The 15,522-nt window shown below is 43.7% G+C and carries 9 protein-coding genes; 2 read left to right on the top strand and 7 right to left on the bottom strand.

The features are described from left to right. Positions 1-48: 48 nt before the first annotated feature. Positions 49-2,760: a type I DNA topoisomerase gene (topA, locus tag FM038_RS09010; protein WP_142870396.1), complete on the bottom strand. Its 2,712-nt coding sequence runs from the start codon at positions 2,758-2,760 to the stop codon at positions 49-51. 533 nt (positions 2,761-3,293) lie between these two features. Here topA and astB point away from each other — a divergent pair. After that, on the top strand, positions 3,294-4,631 hold the full coding sequence (astB, locus tag FM038_RS09005; RefSeq protein WP_142870395.1) for an N-succinylarginine dihydrolase: 1,338 nt from the start codon (positions 3,294-3,296) through the stop codon (positions 4,629-4,631). 91 nt (positions 4,632-4,722) lie between these two features. On the opposite strand, the gene FM038_RS09000 is transcribed toward astB, so the two are convergent. Continuing rightward, complete coding sequence (locus tag FM038_RS09000) at positions 4,723-7,266, bottom strand: Ig-like domain-containing protein (protein ID WP_142870394.1); 2,544 nt, start codon at positions 7,264-7,266, stop codon at positions 4,723-4,725. Between the two features lie 216 nt (positions 7,267-7,482). Here FM038_RS09000 and FM038_RS08995 point away from each other — a divergent pair, with 216 nt between their 5' ends. Further along, complete coding sequence (locus FM038_RS08995) at positions 7,483-8,799, top strand: dicarboxylate/amino acid:cation symporter (protein ID WP_142870393.1); 1,317 nt, start codon at positions 7,483-7,485, stop codon at positions 8,797-8,799. Between the two features lie 112 nt (positions 8,800-8,911). Here the strand turns inward: FM038_RS08995 and FM038_RS08990 are convergent, their stop codons facing one another. From FM038_RS08990 to htpG, 5 genes are all read right to left on the bottom strand, one after another. Beyond that, positions 8,912-10,216: an inosine/guanosine kinase gene (locus FM038_RS08990; RefSeq protein WP_142870392.1), complete on the bottom strand. Its 1,305-nt coding sequence runs from the start codon at positions 10,214-10,216 to the stop codon at positions 8,912-8,914. A 222-nt stretch (positions 10,217-10,438) separates the two neighbouring features. After that, on the bottom strand, positions 10,439-11,434 hold the full coding sequence (gene hemH / locus FM038_RS08985) for a ferrochelatase (protein WP_195873233.1): 996 nt from the start codon (positions 11,432-11,434) through the stop codon (positions 10,439-10,441). Positions 11,435-11,559: 125 nt separating this feature from the next. Further along, positions 11,560-12,204, bottom strand: a complete 645-nt coding sequence (gene adk / locus FM038_RS08980) for an adenylate kinase (RefSeq protein WP_142870391.1) — start codon at positions 12,202-12,204, stop codon at positions 11,560-11,562. A gap of 186 nt (positions 12,205-12,390) precedes the next feature. Then, positions 12,391-13,236 (bottom strand): co-chaperone YbbN, encoded by an 846-nt coding sequence (locus tag FM038_RS08975; RefSeq protein WP_142870390.1) that lies wholly within the window; start codon positions 13,234-13,236, stop codon positions 12,391-12,393. 158 nt (positions 13,237-13,394) lie between these two features. Continuing rightward, positions 13,395-15,311 carry a molecular chaperone HtpG gene (htpG, locus tag FM038_RS08970; RefSeq protein WP_142870389.1) on the bottom strand — a complete coding sequence of 639 codons (1,917 nt, stop codon included), beginning with the start codon at positions 15,309-15,311 and terminating at the stop codon, positions 13,395-13,397. Positions 15,312-15,522: the final 211 nt, after the last annotated feature.

Here is a 15,522-nt window from a genome sequence, read left to right as displayed (position 1 = left end):
CATCGAGGCTTTTTATTGGAAAAATAACAATAGATCAAACGCTATGCGTTATTCTTTATCCTTTGCTGCAGCTTTTGGCTTAGCCTTGGCCTTAGCTTTAGTGGCCGTTGCCGCTTTCGCTTTTGGCTTGGCTTTCTTCTTGGCTTCTGTTACCCACTTACCGTCGATAAACTTAGAGGTCCAGCCCGTAGCTTTACCATCAGAATCGGTAGCCACGTACTGCTCTTTTGTCTTACGGCTAAAACGTACCGTTGCCTTATTGCCATCATCATCGGCCACTGGAGCATCGGCGAGGTATGCATACTTAGGCCATAATAACTCACGGTATGTAACGAGCTCTTCCACTAATGGTGCACGAGTTTCACGTGATTTAGGGAAAGTACTCGCTGCCATAAAGATCCCGGCGGCCCCATCTCTGAGAACAAAATAACCATCTGATTTGGTACATTTAACCTCAGGTAAGTGAATAGGGTCTTCTTTAGGAGGCGCTGCTTCACCGCTTTTCAACAACTTACGTGTATTTTTACACTCACTGTTGGTACACCCGAAGTACTTACCAAATCGACCGTTCTTAAGCTCCATATCATTGCTACAACGGTCACATTCGATAATGGGGCCTTCGTAGCCTTTTATCTTAAACTGACCGAGCTCAACTTCATGGCCATCACAGATTGGGTTATTACCACAAACATGTAGTTTACGCGTCTCATCAATAAGGTAACTGTCCATGGCAGTACCACAAACACCACATCGATGCTTCGCTCTTAGTGCATCTGTTTCAGCATCTTCACTATTTTCACTAATCGCTTCTTCACCAGGCGTCAGGTTCATGGTGGTCTTACAACGCTCTTTAGGCGGTAAAGCATAACCAGAACAACCTAAGAATACCCCGGTCGTTCCTGTACGGATCCCCATAGGACGCTCACAAGTTGGACACTTGATGTTGTCAGTCAGCACCATCTCGTTAGGACGCATGCCTCCCTCTTCAGGAGGAAGATCTGCTTGATCTAACTGCTTAGTCAAATCTTTATAGAAACCATCGAGTACTTTTTTCCACTCTAAATCGCCCTTGGCAACATCATCGAGTGTCTGCTCCATGCTTGCTGTAAAGTCATAGCTCATCAGTTCTTTAAAGCTACCGACCAAACTTTCGCTAACTATTTCACCCATTTTTTCAGCATAGAAACGACGGTTTTCAACCCGTACATATCCACGATCCTGAATGGTAGAAATAATCGTTGCATAGGTAGATGGACGACCGATACCACGCTTTTCAAGTTCTTTAACCAAAGAAGCTTCACTGTATCGCGCCGGTGGCTTAGTGAAGTGCTGCTTAGGATCTAATTCTTTTAGAGTAAGCTTGTCGCCCTGATCAACATGAGGGAGTGTACTCTCTTCCTCATTTTTCTTCTTAATCGTTGTTTGGACACGTGTCCAACCATCAAATCTAAGTGTACGACCAGTCGCTTTTAACTCGTATTCGCCCGATTGTACAGTCAATCGAGTTGCATCGTATTTGGCTGGGGTCATCTGACAAGAGACAAATTGACGCCAAATCAGCTCATATAAGCGCTGTGCGTCTCTCTCCATGTCGTTCATGAATGCTGCCTGAAGTTTTACATCCGACGGGCGAATAGCTTCGTGAGCTTCTTGTGCGCCCTCTTTGCTACCATAGCGAATCGGATTCTCAGGCAAGTACTTATCACCAAACTCTTTACCAATCATCTCACGGACATTATCCACCGCTTCCTGGCTCAAGTTGGTCGAATCGGTACGCATATAAGTAATATGACCCGCTTCGTAGAGGCGCTGCGCCATCATCATGGTCTTTTTAACACCGTAACCAAGACGAGTACTCGCTGCTTGTTGTAGCGTCGAGGTGATATAAGGTGCAGAAGGTTTACTTTGAGTGGCTCTGTCATCACGTGCGGCCACAACATAAGCAGACTGAGCCAATGCAGCGACCGCTGTATCAGCTTGAGTTTGATTAACCGGATTAAAGGCCTTACCTTGAAACTTCACCACCTGCATTTTCAATGCATCGCTGGCTTGTGTCGTTAAGTCGGCATGGATATCCCAGAACTCTTCAGGCACAAATGCCTTAATCTCACCCTCTTTCTCTACCACTAAGCGTGTGGCAACTGATTGCACTCGACCAGCAGAGAGACCACGAGCCACTTTCTTCCAAAGCAACGGAGACACCATAAAGCCAACGACACGATCGAGAAAACGACGAGCCTGTTGAGCATTCACCATATTGGTATCTAAATGCGCTGGTTTACTAAAAGCGTCTTGAATGGCTGTTTTAGTGATCTCATTGAAAACGACACGCTGATAGCGTGATTCATCTCCACCAATGAGTTCCTGTAAATGCCAAGCAATAGCCTCTCCCTCTCTATCCAAATCGGTTGCGAGATAGATTTTGTCGGCTTTCTCGGCTAAAGCTTGCAGCTCTTTAACCACTTTCTCTTTGCCTGGGAGTACTTGATACTTAGCCTTCCAGCCGTTTTCAGGATCCACACCCATACGAGCAACAAGCGCTTGTTTCGCTTTTTTGCTCTTATATATGGCTTTTTCTTCAGGAGGCATCTTCCGAACTTCAGCGGGCGTTTTGGTTGCCACTTTTGCGTCAGGACTAGAAGATGTTGGCAAGTCACGTACGTGACCCACACTCGATTTAACAATATAATCTTTGCCGAGATATTTATTAATAGTCTTGGCTTTGGCCGGTGATTCGACAATAACTAGCGATTTACCCATAGAATGATCTGCGCCAAAAGTCTCAAAATGCTGTAATTGGCTCCATATATAGAGGGTTGTCTCGATATTTTCAAGCAAATCCCTGTTTTATTTATACTGGTGAGCCACTTTTTAACCATTTTGGACATTTTATAAAAAAAGTAAGAAAAAAATAAATGCTTAATTAAAAACTAATATTCCATTATTAGTCATCTAGCAAGGAATTAATGTGCATTTCGATGCAAAAATCACAAACTTAGTCATTTTACCCTCCCTTGTTAACCATCAAAGCTTCAGTATACTGAGCTCAATTTCAACAATTGTTATAGCTTAATAGCATTTTCAAACAGAATTATTACTCGACTCATTATCTTGCTAACGAGCACTTATAAACCTGTTTAACGCTAATCTTAAATTCACTATCTCCAGATTGATTTTAGTGTATCTAAGAAATCTGGCAACCATGGTTCGGCGAGTAACCCCGTCAAGCAAGCAATAAAATTGATCACATAACAATAAATATAGGTATCGCTACCCTGCATAAGGAAAACTAAATGAAGCATTTTGAAGCGAATTTCGATGGTCTAGTCGGCCCTACCCACAATTATGCTGGGCTCTCCTTTGGTAATGTGGCTTCACTCAGTAACGCCGCTGCAGTATCAAACCCAAAGGCCGCTGCCAAGCAAGGGCTACAAAAAGCCAAAGCACTAGCAGATATGGGAATGGTACAAGGTATGCTTGCTCCTCAGGAGCGCCCAGACCTTCATACACTACGAAGAATCGGTTTTACAGGCTCTGACGCCGAAGTATTAAATAAAGCCGCTAAGCAAGCTCCTGCGTTGTTACGTGCCTGCTGCAGTGCTTCAAGTATGTGGACTGCCAATGCGGCAACTGTCTCTCCGAGCGCCGATTGCGCAGACGGTAAACTTCATTTTACGCCAGCAAACCTTGTCGATAAGTTACACCGCAGCATAGAGCCTGTGACCACGGGGAATATTCTGGCGGCAACGTTTAATAACGAAAAACATTTCAGTCACCATCAACACTTACCAGAACATGCGAGTTTCGGCGATGAAGGTGCGGCCAACCACACTAGGTTATGTAATGAGTACGGTAATAAAGGCTTAGAGCTCTTTGTCTATGGCCAGGAAGCGACAAATCCAGCGGCACCTAAGCCGTCAAAGTACCCGGCAAGGCAGACACTAGAAGCATCACAAGCTATCGCTCGTCTGCACAAGCTCGATGATGACAACACAGTTTATATTTCACAAAACCCAGATGTGATTGACCAAGGCGTGTTCCATAACGATGTCATTGCCGTCGGCAATCAAAATGTGCTTTTCTATCACCAGCAGGCATTTCTCAATACTCAACATAAACTGGATGAGATAAAACGTAAGTTTGGTAGCTCTGAACTTCATTTCATCGAAGTGCCTACAGACAAAGTAGGCATTCAAGATGCGGTTAAGAGCTATCTGTTTAATACTCAGATAATTACTCTCCCTTCTGGAGAGATGGCGATTATCGCACCAACTAACTGCCAGGAAAATGAAGCGGTGCACGCTTACCTGCAGGAAGTGGTGACCTTGGGAACTCCCATCAAGCAAGTGCATTACTTCGATGTGAAGCAAAGCATGCAAAATGGTGGCGGCCCAGCTTGTTTAAGACTGCGTGTCGCCATGAACGACACTGAAGTGGCAGCGGTGAATCAACACACCTTGATGAATGATGTTTTATTCAGTGAGCTAAATAACTGGGTAGACAAGCACTATCGCGATCGCTTGAGCGTTGATGATTTAGCCGATCCACAGGTATTGATAGAATCGCGTACTGCTCTTGATGAGCTGACGCAGTTGATGCAGCTGGGAAGTGTGTATCAGTTTCAGAAGTAACTAATTTAAGTTCATGAACGCAATGAATAAAAAAACCCAAGATTTTTATCTTGGGTTTTTTGTTGCTCACTTTAATCTAAATAAAACTCTGTTACTTAATCTGTATGCTTAATGAAACAACTTCTGTAATAACACCATTTGGAGTTTCAACATGAACGAGGAAAGTACCAGAATTGGGTTCATCCTCCCCCTTAAAAGTAACTGAAATCTGTTCGCCACCATTATAGTTACTACTTGGCCAGATCCATTCAGTTCCACTAACCACTGAGCCTGCTGTTGCGGTAAATGTGACTTTACTTCCCGCTGGCATCTGCTGATTATGGATATCTGAGAGAGTAAATATTACTGATGCTGAGCCCTTGCCTACAATAATTATATCGCCTTTATCCACCACCGGATCAGTCCTAGGCGTTCCAGCAAAATGCCATTCATCTATATCATCTATTAATATAGCTGAATACATAGTTCCAAAAGCTTTGCTGCCAGACATCACCATAGTCAAACTTCTGCGAACATATAATGATTTTGAGTCTGCAATACCGTCAGCACAACCAGCGTGCGCAGGTGTTGAACACAAGACACCATTGTATAAACCATCTTTAAGATCAAATACCCCGTTTGAATTGAAGTCGACAAGTTCCTCTAATGCTCCCCCTACGTGACCGATTAACTGCCCATCAGGTTGTGGATTAAATACTGTATCTTCGTTGTAATCATTAAAAGCATCATTAAGATCGAATGATTCACCAGTCACATCTCTGCCGGTTAAAAACTCAGACATTTCACTTGCATCAAACCGACCGTTACCGTTTAGGTCAGGAAATGATTCTTCACCAATTGCAGTGGCAGTAATCGTAGCGCGGCCACCATATTGTTGCCCGTAAAAGTTACCGTAAATGCGAGTTTGTGTATCATCGTTAGTAACACAAACACCTGAATCAGTATTATTTACTTTAAGTACATTACATTCTAAGTCAGCTCTCGGGTTACGAATTTGAATTCCAGTTTCATCTATTAACTGCTCACCCACAGGCCTTGCTAGCTGACTGGTCCATTTAACAGAACATGCGCCATTGACGGTTTGACAGGCATCTTCAATCGCACCACCTTCGGTGGTAAATGAAACCGTAGTGCCATCTGGAACAGGGTTATTAAACGAATCAGCCATTCGAGCCGTTACCATTACCTCGGTGCCATCACGGTTCCAACCTTCTGCATTTAGCACTTCTGCAGATAATGAGAAGCTGTCTTGATCCGGAATACCCGTCGAGATTATTAACTGCTTAGACTGACTCGATATAGCCGGCGTTGAATCATCATCAACGGTAGCAGTGACTCTTACAGAAGTCGCCACTGTACCTGTGGTCACCACAGTTTGTACTATACCTTCATTATTGGTAGTCGCTTCTACTGGACTAATTGCCACTCCGCCAATGCCAGTATTGAGTTCAAACAACACGTTTTGATTACTCACTGGGTTACTATTCTTATCGAGTACCTTGAATTTAACTATCGATGATTCAATGCCACCGGTACCTAAGATACCAATATTTTCTGGCTCAGCAGAAACAAATACAATACTGCCTACATCGGCCTGTAATACATTGATAATACCCACAGCAGAAAGACTGATACCACCTGCATCGGCGGTCACATTGATTTGGTCTTCACCCACGCAGCCTTGAGCGAGATACGTTGAGGTTGCAATACCATTACTAGATGAGACTGGTGAACTGATTTGCGCCTGAGCTGGGTCTTTAGTTGCACAGGTTGATGAGAAATTCACATCCACAGGCTGAGTAAACGGATTACCTTGGTCATCTTGAATGAGTACAGAAATCGTTGCTGTACCGCCTGCTGATAAGTTTTCGGTGCTCACATCTGCAACACCTTCGACCAAGGGAGTACCACTGCCCATCACAACGTTAGTGGCACCAACAACTATGATTGTTGTGCCAACTTCATTAGTCGATAAGGTCGCAGTAACTTCAGCGGCACCTAATGAACTACCCGCATAGATATCAACAGTAGCTTTACCTTCTGCATCAGTTACCGCACTTTTAATGGGTAGATCACCAATTGGGCTAGCGAAAGTTACAATCACGGATTTATTAATTCCCGTTACCGTCGCGGTTAACTTACCAGGAGATAAGGTACTGATCGATTGAATGGGTATGCCCGCAGCATCGGTTAATGCCAAGGAAACTTGAGCGCCACCTCCAGCTTGGCCGCCATCGCCAACCATAGTGACCTGTATTGAAGCTGTCTCGCCGGTCGAGATATTTGCAGTTACCGTTGCACCAGTATTGATTTCAGCGGTATTGATTTGTATTTCCGCAATACCATTGACAGTGGCAACCTCACCAGTACCTGGAGCGAAAGTACCATAAGATTCATTATTTAATGTAAAAGTAACGAGAGTGCTGACTGCATTCCCTGAGGAATTCTTAACTGTTGCTGTGATAGTTCCCGGCTCTGCAGCCGATATTTGAGTATTATTGATGCTTAAGCTAACTGTGATCTCATCTGGAGTAGGATCGGGATCGAGTGGATCCGCAATATCTCCTCCACCACTACAGGCAACCATGAAAAACGACCATAAAAATACGATAAAAAACTTGTAAACTGACTTCATGCCAGACTCCCTGTTACTCAATATGTAATTTTTAGCGAGGCGCTTATTACTTATAGGCCAACATTACATAATTTTCCTGCTACTTTTCCATAACTATCTTGATTTATTTTGCGAAAACACGCTAAAAGTTTAACTATTAGCCCGTTTCATCGGTCTACGTTTCTTGATAGGCTTACATCGCAAATTGAAAAGCATAATAATTATACAGGAAGCACTATGGCTTTAACTCAAGCAAAAAAGCTCGGACTCACGAGTAAAATCCTAATCGGTATGGGTACCGGTATTATTTTTGGATTACTGCTACGGAACCTTTTTCCCGAAAGCACATTCATCGACGAATATATCACTGAAGGATTTTTACACGTAATCGGAACCATATTCGTTTCCGGACTTAAAATGTTGGTCGTACCTTTAGTGTTTATTTCACTGGTCTGCGGCACATGTTCACTCAGCGATCCATCTAAGCTAGGTCGACTCGGCGGTAAAACCATCGCCTTCTATCTATTTACCACGGCCATTGCATTATCTACAGCAATCTTAGTCGCGATTATGATCCATCCAGGCAACGCATCACTAGTGAGCGAAGGCTTAAGTTTCAACGCAACCGAAGCGCCGAGTTTGGCTGAGGTGATCATCAATATCGTGCCGACCAACCCACTGCAAGCGATGAGTGAGGGCAACATGCTCCAAATCATCCTGTTTGCGGTTATTTTTGGTTTTGCTATCTCACATATTGGCGAACGCGGAAAACGTGTTGCAGCGCTGTTTAACGACCTTAACGAAGTGATCATGCGTGTAGTGACACTCATCATGCAGCTTGCACCCTATGGTGTGTTTGCTTTAATGGCAAAACTGGCATTAACTTTGGGACTTGAAACGTTTGGTAGCGTGGTTCAATACTTCTTTGTCGTGTTAGGCGTTTTACTGCTTCATGGCTTTGTCGTTTACCCAACGTTATTGAAACTCTTCTCTGGTCTAAACCCGTTTATCTTCATTAGAAAAATGCGTGATGTTCAGCTATTTGCTTTCAGCACAGCAAGCTCAAATGCGACACTTCCAGTGACAATTGAAGCTGCAGAGCATCGATTAGGTGTTGATAACAAAGTTGCCTCGTTTACTTTACCTCTGGGCGCGACCATTAATATGGATGGCACGGCGATAATGCAAGGTGTCGCCACGGTATTTATTGCTCAAGTTTATGGTGTTGATTTAACCATCACCGATTATGCCATGGTCGTCATTACTGCCACACTTGCATCGATAGGAACTGCTGGTGTCCCTGGTGTCGGGCTTATTATGTTAGCCATGGTACTTAATCAAGTGGGTCTGCCTGTTGAAGGTATTGCGTTGATCATCGGCGTAGATAGACTGCTAGATATGGTCCGCACAGCGGTCAATGTCACTGGTGATTCGGTCGCGACTGTCATTATTGCAAAATCTGAAGGGGCGTTCGATATAGAAACCTTCAACGATACTCAGGCAGGTAAAACAGCCGGTAGTTTCACTGCACAGGTAAAAGGACAGGAAGCTTAAGGTTTCATATATCGATGCGCTTAGGCGCATCGGTTATAAACCCTACGAAATGTTCCAGACACAAAAAAGCGTCCAAATGGACGCTTTTTTTTATGTCTGGTTATGACGAGATTTATCTTTCCCAGTATGACTCTTCTAAACTATCTTCACGTTCTGGTAAACCACGAGATAGGCGTGGGCTGTGCTGAGCTAACACTTCATAGGCTACACGGTTAGCATATTTACATATCTGCGAGAACGATGAATAACACAAACCATCACGCTTATGTTTACTCGAACCAGGCACATTCGCCTTATGGAAAGTATTGGACGCCAGATCATGGAGTAGCGCAGATAGGGCACCATCTCCCGCACCATTAGTATTGCGGATCTTCTCTGGTCCGCCCATATAGGGTGAGATATGTGCAAACACTTTTATCGGAGAATCGCAGGCACTCTTAAGTTTAGGACGAGAAAACTCATAGCGATTAAACTCAGGAATTGCGCCTGGGAGGAAAGTATTACTGGTTTCTCGCTTCTCTGAATCTTCAGTATAACCCGCAGTATAAAGGCCTAATGAACCAGCTGTGGTTAGCACCATGTCACAAAGTTCTAACGCAGCATCACTTGCGGCAAGCGGGTCTTTAAAACCAGTAAGGGCTTCACCTTCATCTTCATTCATCGCTAAAATCGTCACATTTTCATTGATGAAGTTCTTCCACCACTCTGGATCTTCTTCGATCAAAAATCGTGTTCCAAGAGTCAGTACGACGGGGACACCGACCTCTTTAGCATATTCAATGGCCTTTAAGGCTGCTTCAGTCATCTGATCGCCACCACTGGCTCTCATCAGGTAAGCGGTCAGTACTAACGCCGATGCGCCTTGGACTAAATCTTTATCAATATACTCAGGGGTTAACTTATCCATAGAGCCTTTACTGATAGCAAAAGTTCGTTCACCGCATTCAGAGATAAGTGTAAAACAACGGCCAATAGCGCCTTCTACTGGTTGTAAATAATTAAGATCTACTTTCGAAGACGTGTCACACAAATACCGGTAAGCATAGCTGCCAACTTCAATGTTGTTACTCATAACACCGAACAGCACCGAACGATCATCCGCTAAAATAGAGTAGTTATGAACCGTATTGCCTATAGTTCCACCGGCAAATTCGTCACTGATCATTTTTTCATTTTTCAGCTCATTGTACAGGGCGTGAGCACTCTCATCATCGATCAGGGTCGAGTTACCTTTCGGAAGCTTGAAGCGCTCAAGCAACTCATCAGCAACTTTAGCCTCAATATCCACGAGAGTCTGGTCGATACCAGTAATGTAAGTCGGAAAGCGAAGCGGCTGCTGCGTTAGCTGTGCCAATAACGGGTCACGGTTTTGGACGGGAAAATAGTGTTTGGACTTACGTTGACCTGGAAACTTCATGGCGTGCTCTCAACAATTGGCAACTTAACGGGCTGACTCGATATCATCAGCTATAGTGGGAATATAGTTCAAATTTATTGGCCCTAAAAGACTAGAGCCAATATAAATGGCGGCAGATACTACCACATGCAGTGGTATTCAACAGCAGATAAAGCCATTTTTGCTCGTTTTAATTGCTCTTCATTGTCAAGCAGATAAAATTTAAGCACTGGCTGTATAAATCTACTGCCAGCCTAGACTTTGCTGTTTCACCAGCTGAACTAAAAGCTCGACATGATCATCATTATCGTTCAGGCATGGAATAAACTCATAACGCTCCCCCCCGGCTTCTAAAAACATCTCTTTGCCACCAATAGACAGCTCTTCAAGAGTTTCTAGACAATCTGCAGCAAAAGCCGGACTGATAATATCCACAGACTTAACGCCATCGACCGGTAAGGCCTTTAGCACTTTATCTGTTTGCGGTGTCAGCCACTCCTCTTTACCGAAAATGGATTGATAGCATAATTGCCATTGTGTTTCGTTAAGCCCAAGTGCTTGAGCAAGTAACTGCGAGGTCTGCTCACAATGATCTTGGTAAGGATCACCTTCTGTCACGTATCTAAGTGGGATCCCATGAAATGACATCAAAAGTTTATCTGCCTGGCCAAATTTGTCCCAATGTGCTCTGACTGAACTGGCTAGCGAAGAGATATACTGAGGGTGATTGTAGTATTCTTTATTAATGCGAGTTTCTGGGACTTCTCGCCAACTTTTGTACTCAGCTGCGATGGCATCTGTTACAGCCGCAACCGTTGAACAAGAATATTGTGGATAAAGAGGCAGAACAATCACTTTCTCAACGCCTTGAGACTTGAGTCTTTCAAGACCTGCACCTAGTGAAGGGTTGCCATAAGTCATTCCAAGTTCAACGGGAATAGCTTGCCCTAGCTGTTTTTGCAGCATCTGTGACAGCTTAACCCTTTGGCGTTGACTCACTACCATTAAAGGTGAACCGTCATCCCACCAAATTGATTCATACAGCTCAGCGACCTTGGCCGGACGAAAATTTAAAATCACACCATTTAATACAGGCTTCCAGATCAGAGGGTTAAGATCGACCACTCTAGGATCACTAAGGAACTGTTTTAGAAATGAACGTACATCTTTTTTCGTTGCTGTATCTGGCGTCCCTAAATTAACCAGAAGCACACCAAATGCTGGGGTTGTTTTGCTCAAAACCACTCTCTTATAATATCTAAATGCTTCACAAAGGCTAACATTCAAAAACCCATAAAAAAAGCCCACCTAGGTGAGCTTTTAAAAATATGAGAACTAGCTCATATACTGAAGGGTTTCAGACTTTAGCTTAACGCTGCAACAATTTCTTCGCTAACGGCGGCAACACTCTGTGTGCCATCAAACTTGTTGTAACTCGCTTGACCTGATGCAGCAACTTTACCGTAATACTCAACTAGCGGCTTAGTCTGCTCATGGTAGATTTCTAGACGCTTTCGAACCGTCGCTTCTTCATCATCTGGACGAATAGTTAAATCATCACCAGTCACATCATCTTTACCTTCAACTTTAGGCTGATTGAAAACGATATGATAAACACGCCCAGAACCTGGGTGAACACGACGACCAGCCATGCGCTTAACGATATCTTCATCAGGCACGTCAATCTCGACAACATGATCAATATTAACGCCACTTTCAGTCATAGCGTCAGCTTGTGGGATTGTACGTGGGAAACCATCTAGCAAGAAACCTTTAGCGCAATCATCTTGTGCTATACGCTCTTTAACTAAGCCAATGATGAGCTCATCTGAGACCAACTGACCAGCATCCATCACTTTCTTAGCTTCTATGCCAAGAGGCGTTCCAGCTTTAACTGCTGCACGCAGCATATCGCCAGTTGAAATTTGTGGAATACCGTACTTTTCCATGATGAACTGGGCCTGTGTACCTTTACCGGCACCTGGGGCACCTAATAACATGATGCGCATCTCGAGAGTCCTCTTATTTCACATAGTTTTATCATTGGGCGGCGATTTTCGCACAATTGGCCGCCCATTAGAAGGGGTTTTCAGTTAGTTTTAGTTCGACTTTAGCCTGATAGACACAGGTGATTAACCATTAAACGATTTCTTCTTTGGCCGTGTTTAACTTTTCAACCAAATTCAATATCGATGTTAATATAATAAACTGTATAACTTACGACGGTATTGATTTGCCAGCTGATTGCCCTGACCTAATGCAGTCAGAATTTCTAAGAAAACTTGTTTCACTTCACCGTCTGCAATTGAAATATCAGTCGATAGTGGCTTAAATAACAGCTCCAATGCCTCTTCATTTCTCTTCGCTTGGTGCAGAGCTTTTACCAAATCTAACAGTAATGAGATATTATTCGGCTCATTGTCACTGGCCTGTTGCAGCAGGCGAAGCTCTGGGGTATCGGCAGCATCAAGTGCTAAAGCAAGCTTGGCCTTTAAACTTTGAAAATAACTCGTTTGATCAGCAAGCCCTACCGTCGCGAGTAGCTCTGCAGCTAAATTAAGCTCACCCGCCATCAATTCTGCATCGGCATATACCAAGGCAATCTCAGCATTTGGTGAATCACCATAGGCGTCTTTTAATAAGACCAATGCCGATTGAAAATCCTCATCAATAAGCAGTGCTTTTGCCTGATTAAGCTTGAGTTGCCACTGGGCAGGGAGGTGTTTATCCAGCATTTCACTGATCTGAATCTCTTCCTGAACACCGGAAAAGCCGTCTATCGGCTTGCCCTCGCTCAATAGTAATGTTGTTGGCAAACTCTGAATTTGGAAATAATTGGCAATTTCCATTTCATGATCACAATCTATCTTCGCCAACACAAAACGACCCATCTGTTTTTGCGCCATAGCGGTCAAGGTTTGACTTAAAGCAACACTCTCAGGGTTCTGACTTGACCAGAAGCAAAGTACAACGATTTTCTCAGCCGATGCATCGACAACTTGCTGAATATTTTCTTTTGTCAGCTCTAGAACAGTTTCCATAACAAACCCACTATTTTACAAACTGGTGTTACTTCTCAATGATACCTTTGGTATTCATATTGAGAGAAGCAAACTAAAACTGTTGATATAAAAAAGGCAGAGCCCTAATGTCACTATGTGCTACTAGATGCCCTGCCTTCTTATATTACAGTTACTTATTACTTAAGTTTAGCCAACAACATCTGATTCATCAGTTTGATGAAGGCAGAAGGATCTGCAAGACTGCCTTTCTCTGATAACTGAGCCTGTTGCAGCAATAACTCGGTCCACTGAGCAAACACTTCCTCATCTTGCTCATCGTTCAGACGTGCAACCAAAGGATGCTCAGGGTTAATCTCAAATGTAGGCTTACTTTCTGGTACAGCCTGACCAGCAGCCTCCATTAACTTGATCATCTGAGTCGACATTTCACCTTCACCCGCCACAACACAAGCAGGTGTATCGGTTAGACGAGTCGTCACTTTCACTGCAGACACTTTATCGCCCAATGAATCCTTTACTCGCTTAACTAGGCCTTCAGACTCAGTTTGCAACTTCTCTTGCGCTTCTTTCTCAGCAGTATCTTCTAGATCGCCTAGCTCTAAATCGCCACGAGTCACAGAGTGCAGTTGCTTGCCATCGAAATCAGTAAGATGGTTGATCAACCACTCATCGATACGCTCAGACATCAATAATACTTCGATGCCTTTCTTGCGTAGCAGCTCAAGATGCGGGCTATTTGCCGCCGCTTCATGGCTATCAGCAACAATGTAATAAATCTTACTTTGGCCTTCCTGCATACGACCAATGTAATCAGCAAGAGACACTGTCGGTGCAGCATCGGTATTATGTGTAGATGCAAAACGTAACAGACCAGCAATACGTTCTTTATTGACCATATCTTCTGCAGGGCCTTCCTTTAGCACCTGACCGAACTCTGCCCAGAATGTCTGGTACTTCTCTGCATCATTTTTAGCAAGCTTCTCAAGCATGCCAAGTACACGCTTGGTCACAGCCGTTCTCAGTGCTGTGGTCACTTTATTGTCTTGTAGAATTTCACGAGACACGTTCAATGGCAGATCATTTGAATCAATCAAGCCTTGAGCAAAACGCAGGTAGCTAGGCATAAACTGCTCAGCATCATCCATAACGAAAACACGTTGAACAAATAACTTTAAGCCATGCTTACGATCGCGGTTCCACATATCCCAAGGTGCTTTAGCTGGGATATACAGTAAGCTTGTGTATTCTTGCTTACCTTCAACGCGGTTGTGGCTCCAAAGTAGCGGATCGGTAAAGTCATGAGAAATATGCTTATAGAACTCTTCATACTCTTCTTTAGATATATCGCTCTTATTGCGAGTCCAAAGAGCGGTTGCCTTATTCATAGGCTTCCAAGAGCCTTCGACTGCCGCAACGGCTTCTTGATCATCAGACGCCTCTATCGCAGGCGTTCCCTCTTCGAACATCTCAACTGGAACTGAAATATGATCTGAGTACTTAGTGATAATCGAGCGCAGACGATAGTCATCGGCAAACTCTTTCTCTTCTTCACGAAGGTGCAATACGATTTCTGTACCACGAGTCTCTTTAGTTATCGTTTCTACGGTAAAGTCACCTTCACCCGCCGACTCCCACAACACAGCTTCATCGACAGCATGGCCTGCAGCACGAGTGCGTACCGTGACCTTATCGGCAACGATGAAAGATGAATAGAAACCCACACCAAACTGACCGATAAGTTGCGTATCCTTTGATTCATCACCGGAAAGGTTCTTAAAGAAGTCTGCTGTACCCGATTTAGCGATTGTGCCTAAATGCTCAATCACACCGTCGCGGGTCATACCAATACCATTATCGCTAATAGTGATAGTACCTAGCTCTTTATCGGCACTGATACGCACATTCAGCTCACCATCACCTTCGTAGAGGGCATCATTAGTAAGTGCTTGATAGCGTAATTTATCTGCTGCATCCGCGGCATTAGAAACCAGTTCACGCAAGAAAATCTCTTTATTAGAATATAGAGAGTGGATCATCAAATTGAGGAGCTGTTTGACTTCCGTTTGAAAGCCGTGAGTTTCTTGTTGTGACATGGATTGTTCCTTTTGGTATTTCACAAAGTTTACATTCTTTATGAAGATAAGCTGTGTTGCGAAGCTAAAATGCTTTATGCAATAAGAGATGGGGTTGGAATTTGTCATTTCAAGGGACAAAAGCCATCTATGATTTAAATGGCTAAAAAAAATCCAGTCTTGCGCGAGCAATGACTGGATTTTCAATTCGACTTTTCATTCAGGCGTTAAC

Origin of the sequence: Shewanella eurypsychrophilus, assembly GCF_007004545.3 — a bacterium.
GTDB lineage: Bacteria > Pseudomonadota > Gammaproteobacteria > Enterobacterales > Shewanellaceae > Shewanella > Shewanella eurypsychrophilus.
Note: the sequence above shows the minus strand (reverse complement) of the source record. Positions and strands in the feature narration are given on the sequence as shown.

What these genes read in the sequence shown, in the direction of transcription:
- topA (WP_142870396.1), bottom strand. Translation starts at nt 2,760, where the DNA reads ATGGGTAAATCGCTAGTTATTGTCGAATCACCGGCCAAAGCCAAGACT.
- astB (WP_142870395.1), top strand. Translation starts at nt 3,294, where the DNA reads ATGAAGCATTTTGAAGCGAATTTCGATGGTCTAGTCGGCCCTACCCAC.
- FM038_RS09000 (WP_142870394.1), bottom strand. Translation starts at nt 7,266, where the DNA reads ATGAAGTCAGTTTACAAGTTTTTTATCGTATTTTTATGGTCGTTTTTC.
- FM038_RS08995 (WP_142870393.1), top strand. Translation starts at nt 7,483, where the DNA reads ATGGCTTTAACTCAAGCAAAAAAGCTCGGACTCACGAGTAAAATCCTA.
- FM038_RS08990 (WP_142870392.1), bottom strand. Translation starts at nt 10,216, where the DNA reads ATGAAGTTTCCAGGTCAACGTAAGTCCAAACACTATTTTCCCGTCCAA.
- adk (WP_142870391.1), bottom strand. Translation starts at nt 12,204, where the DNA reads ATGCGCATCATGTTATTAGGTGCCCCAGGTGCCGGTAAAGGTACACAG.
- FM038_RS08975 (WP_142870390.1), bottom strand. Translation starts at nt 13,236, where the DNA reads ATGGAAACTGTTCTAGAGCTGACAAAAGAAAATATTCAGCAAGTTGTC.
- htpG (WP_142870389.1), bottom strand. Translation starts at nt 15,311, where the DNA reads ATGTCACAACAAGAAACTCACGGCTTTCAAACGGAAGTCAAACAGCTC.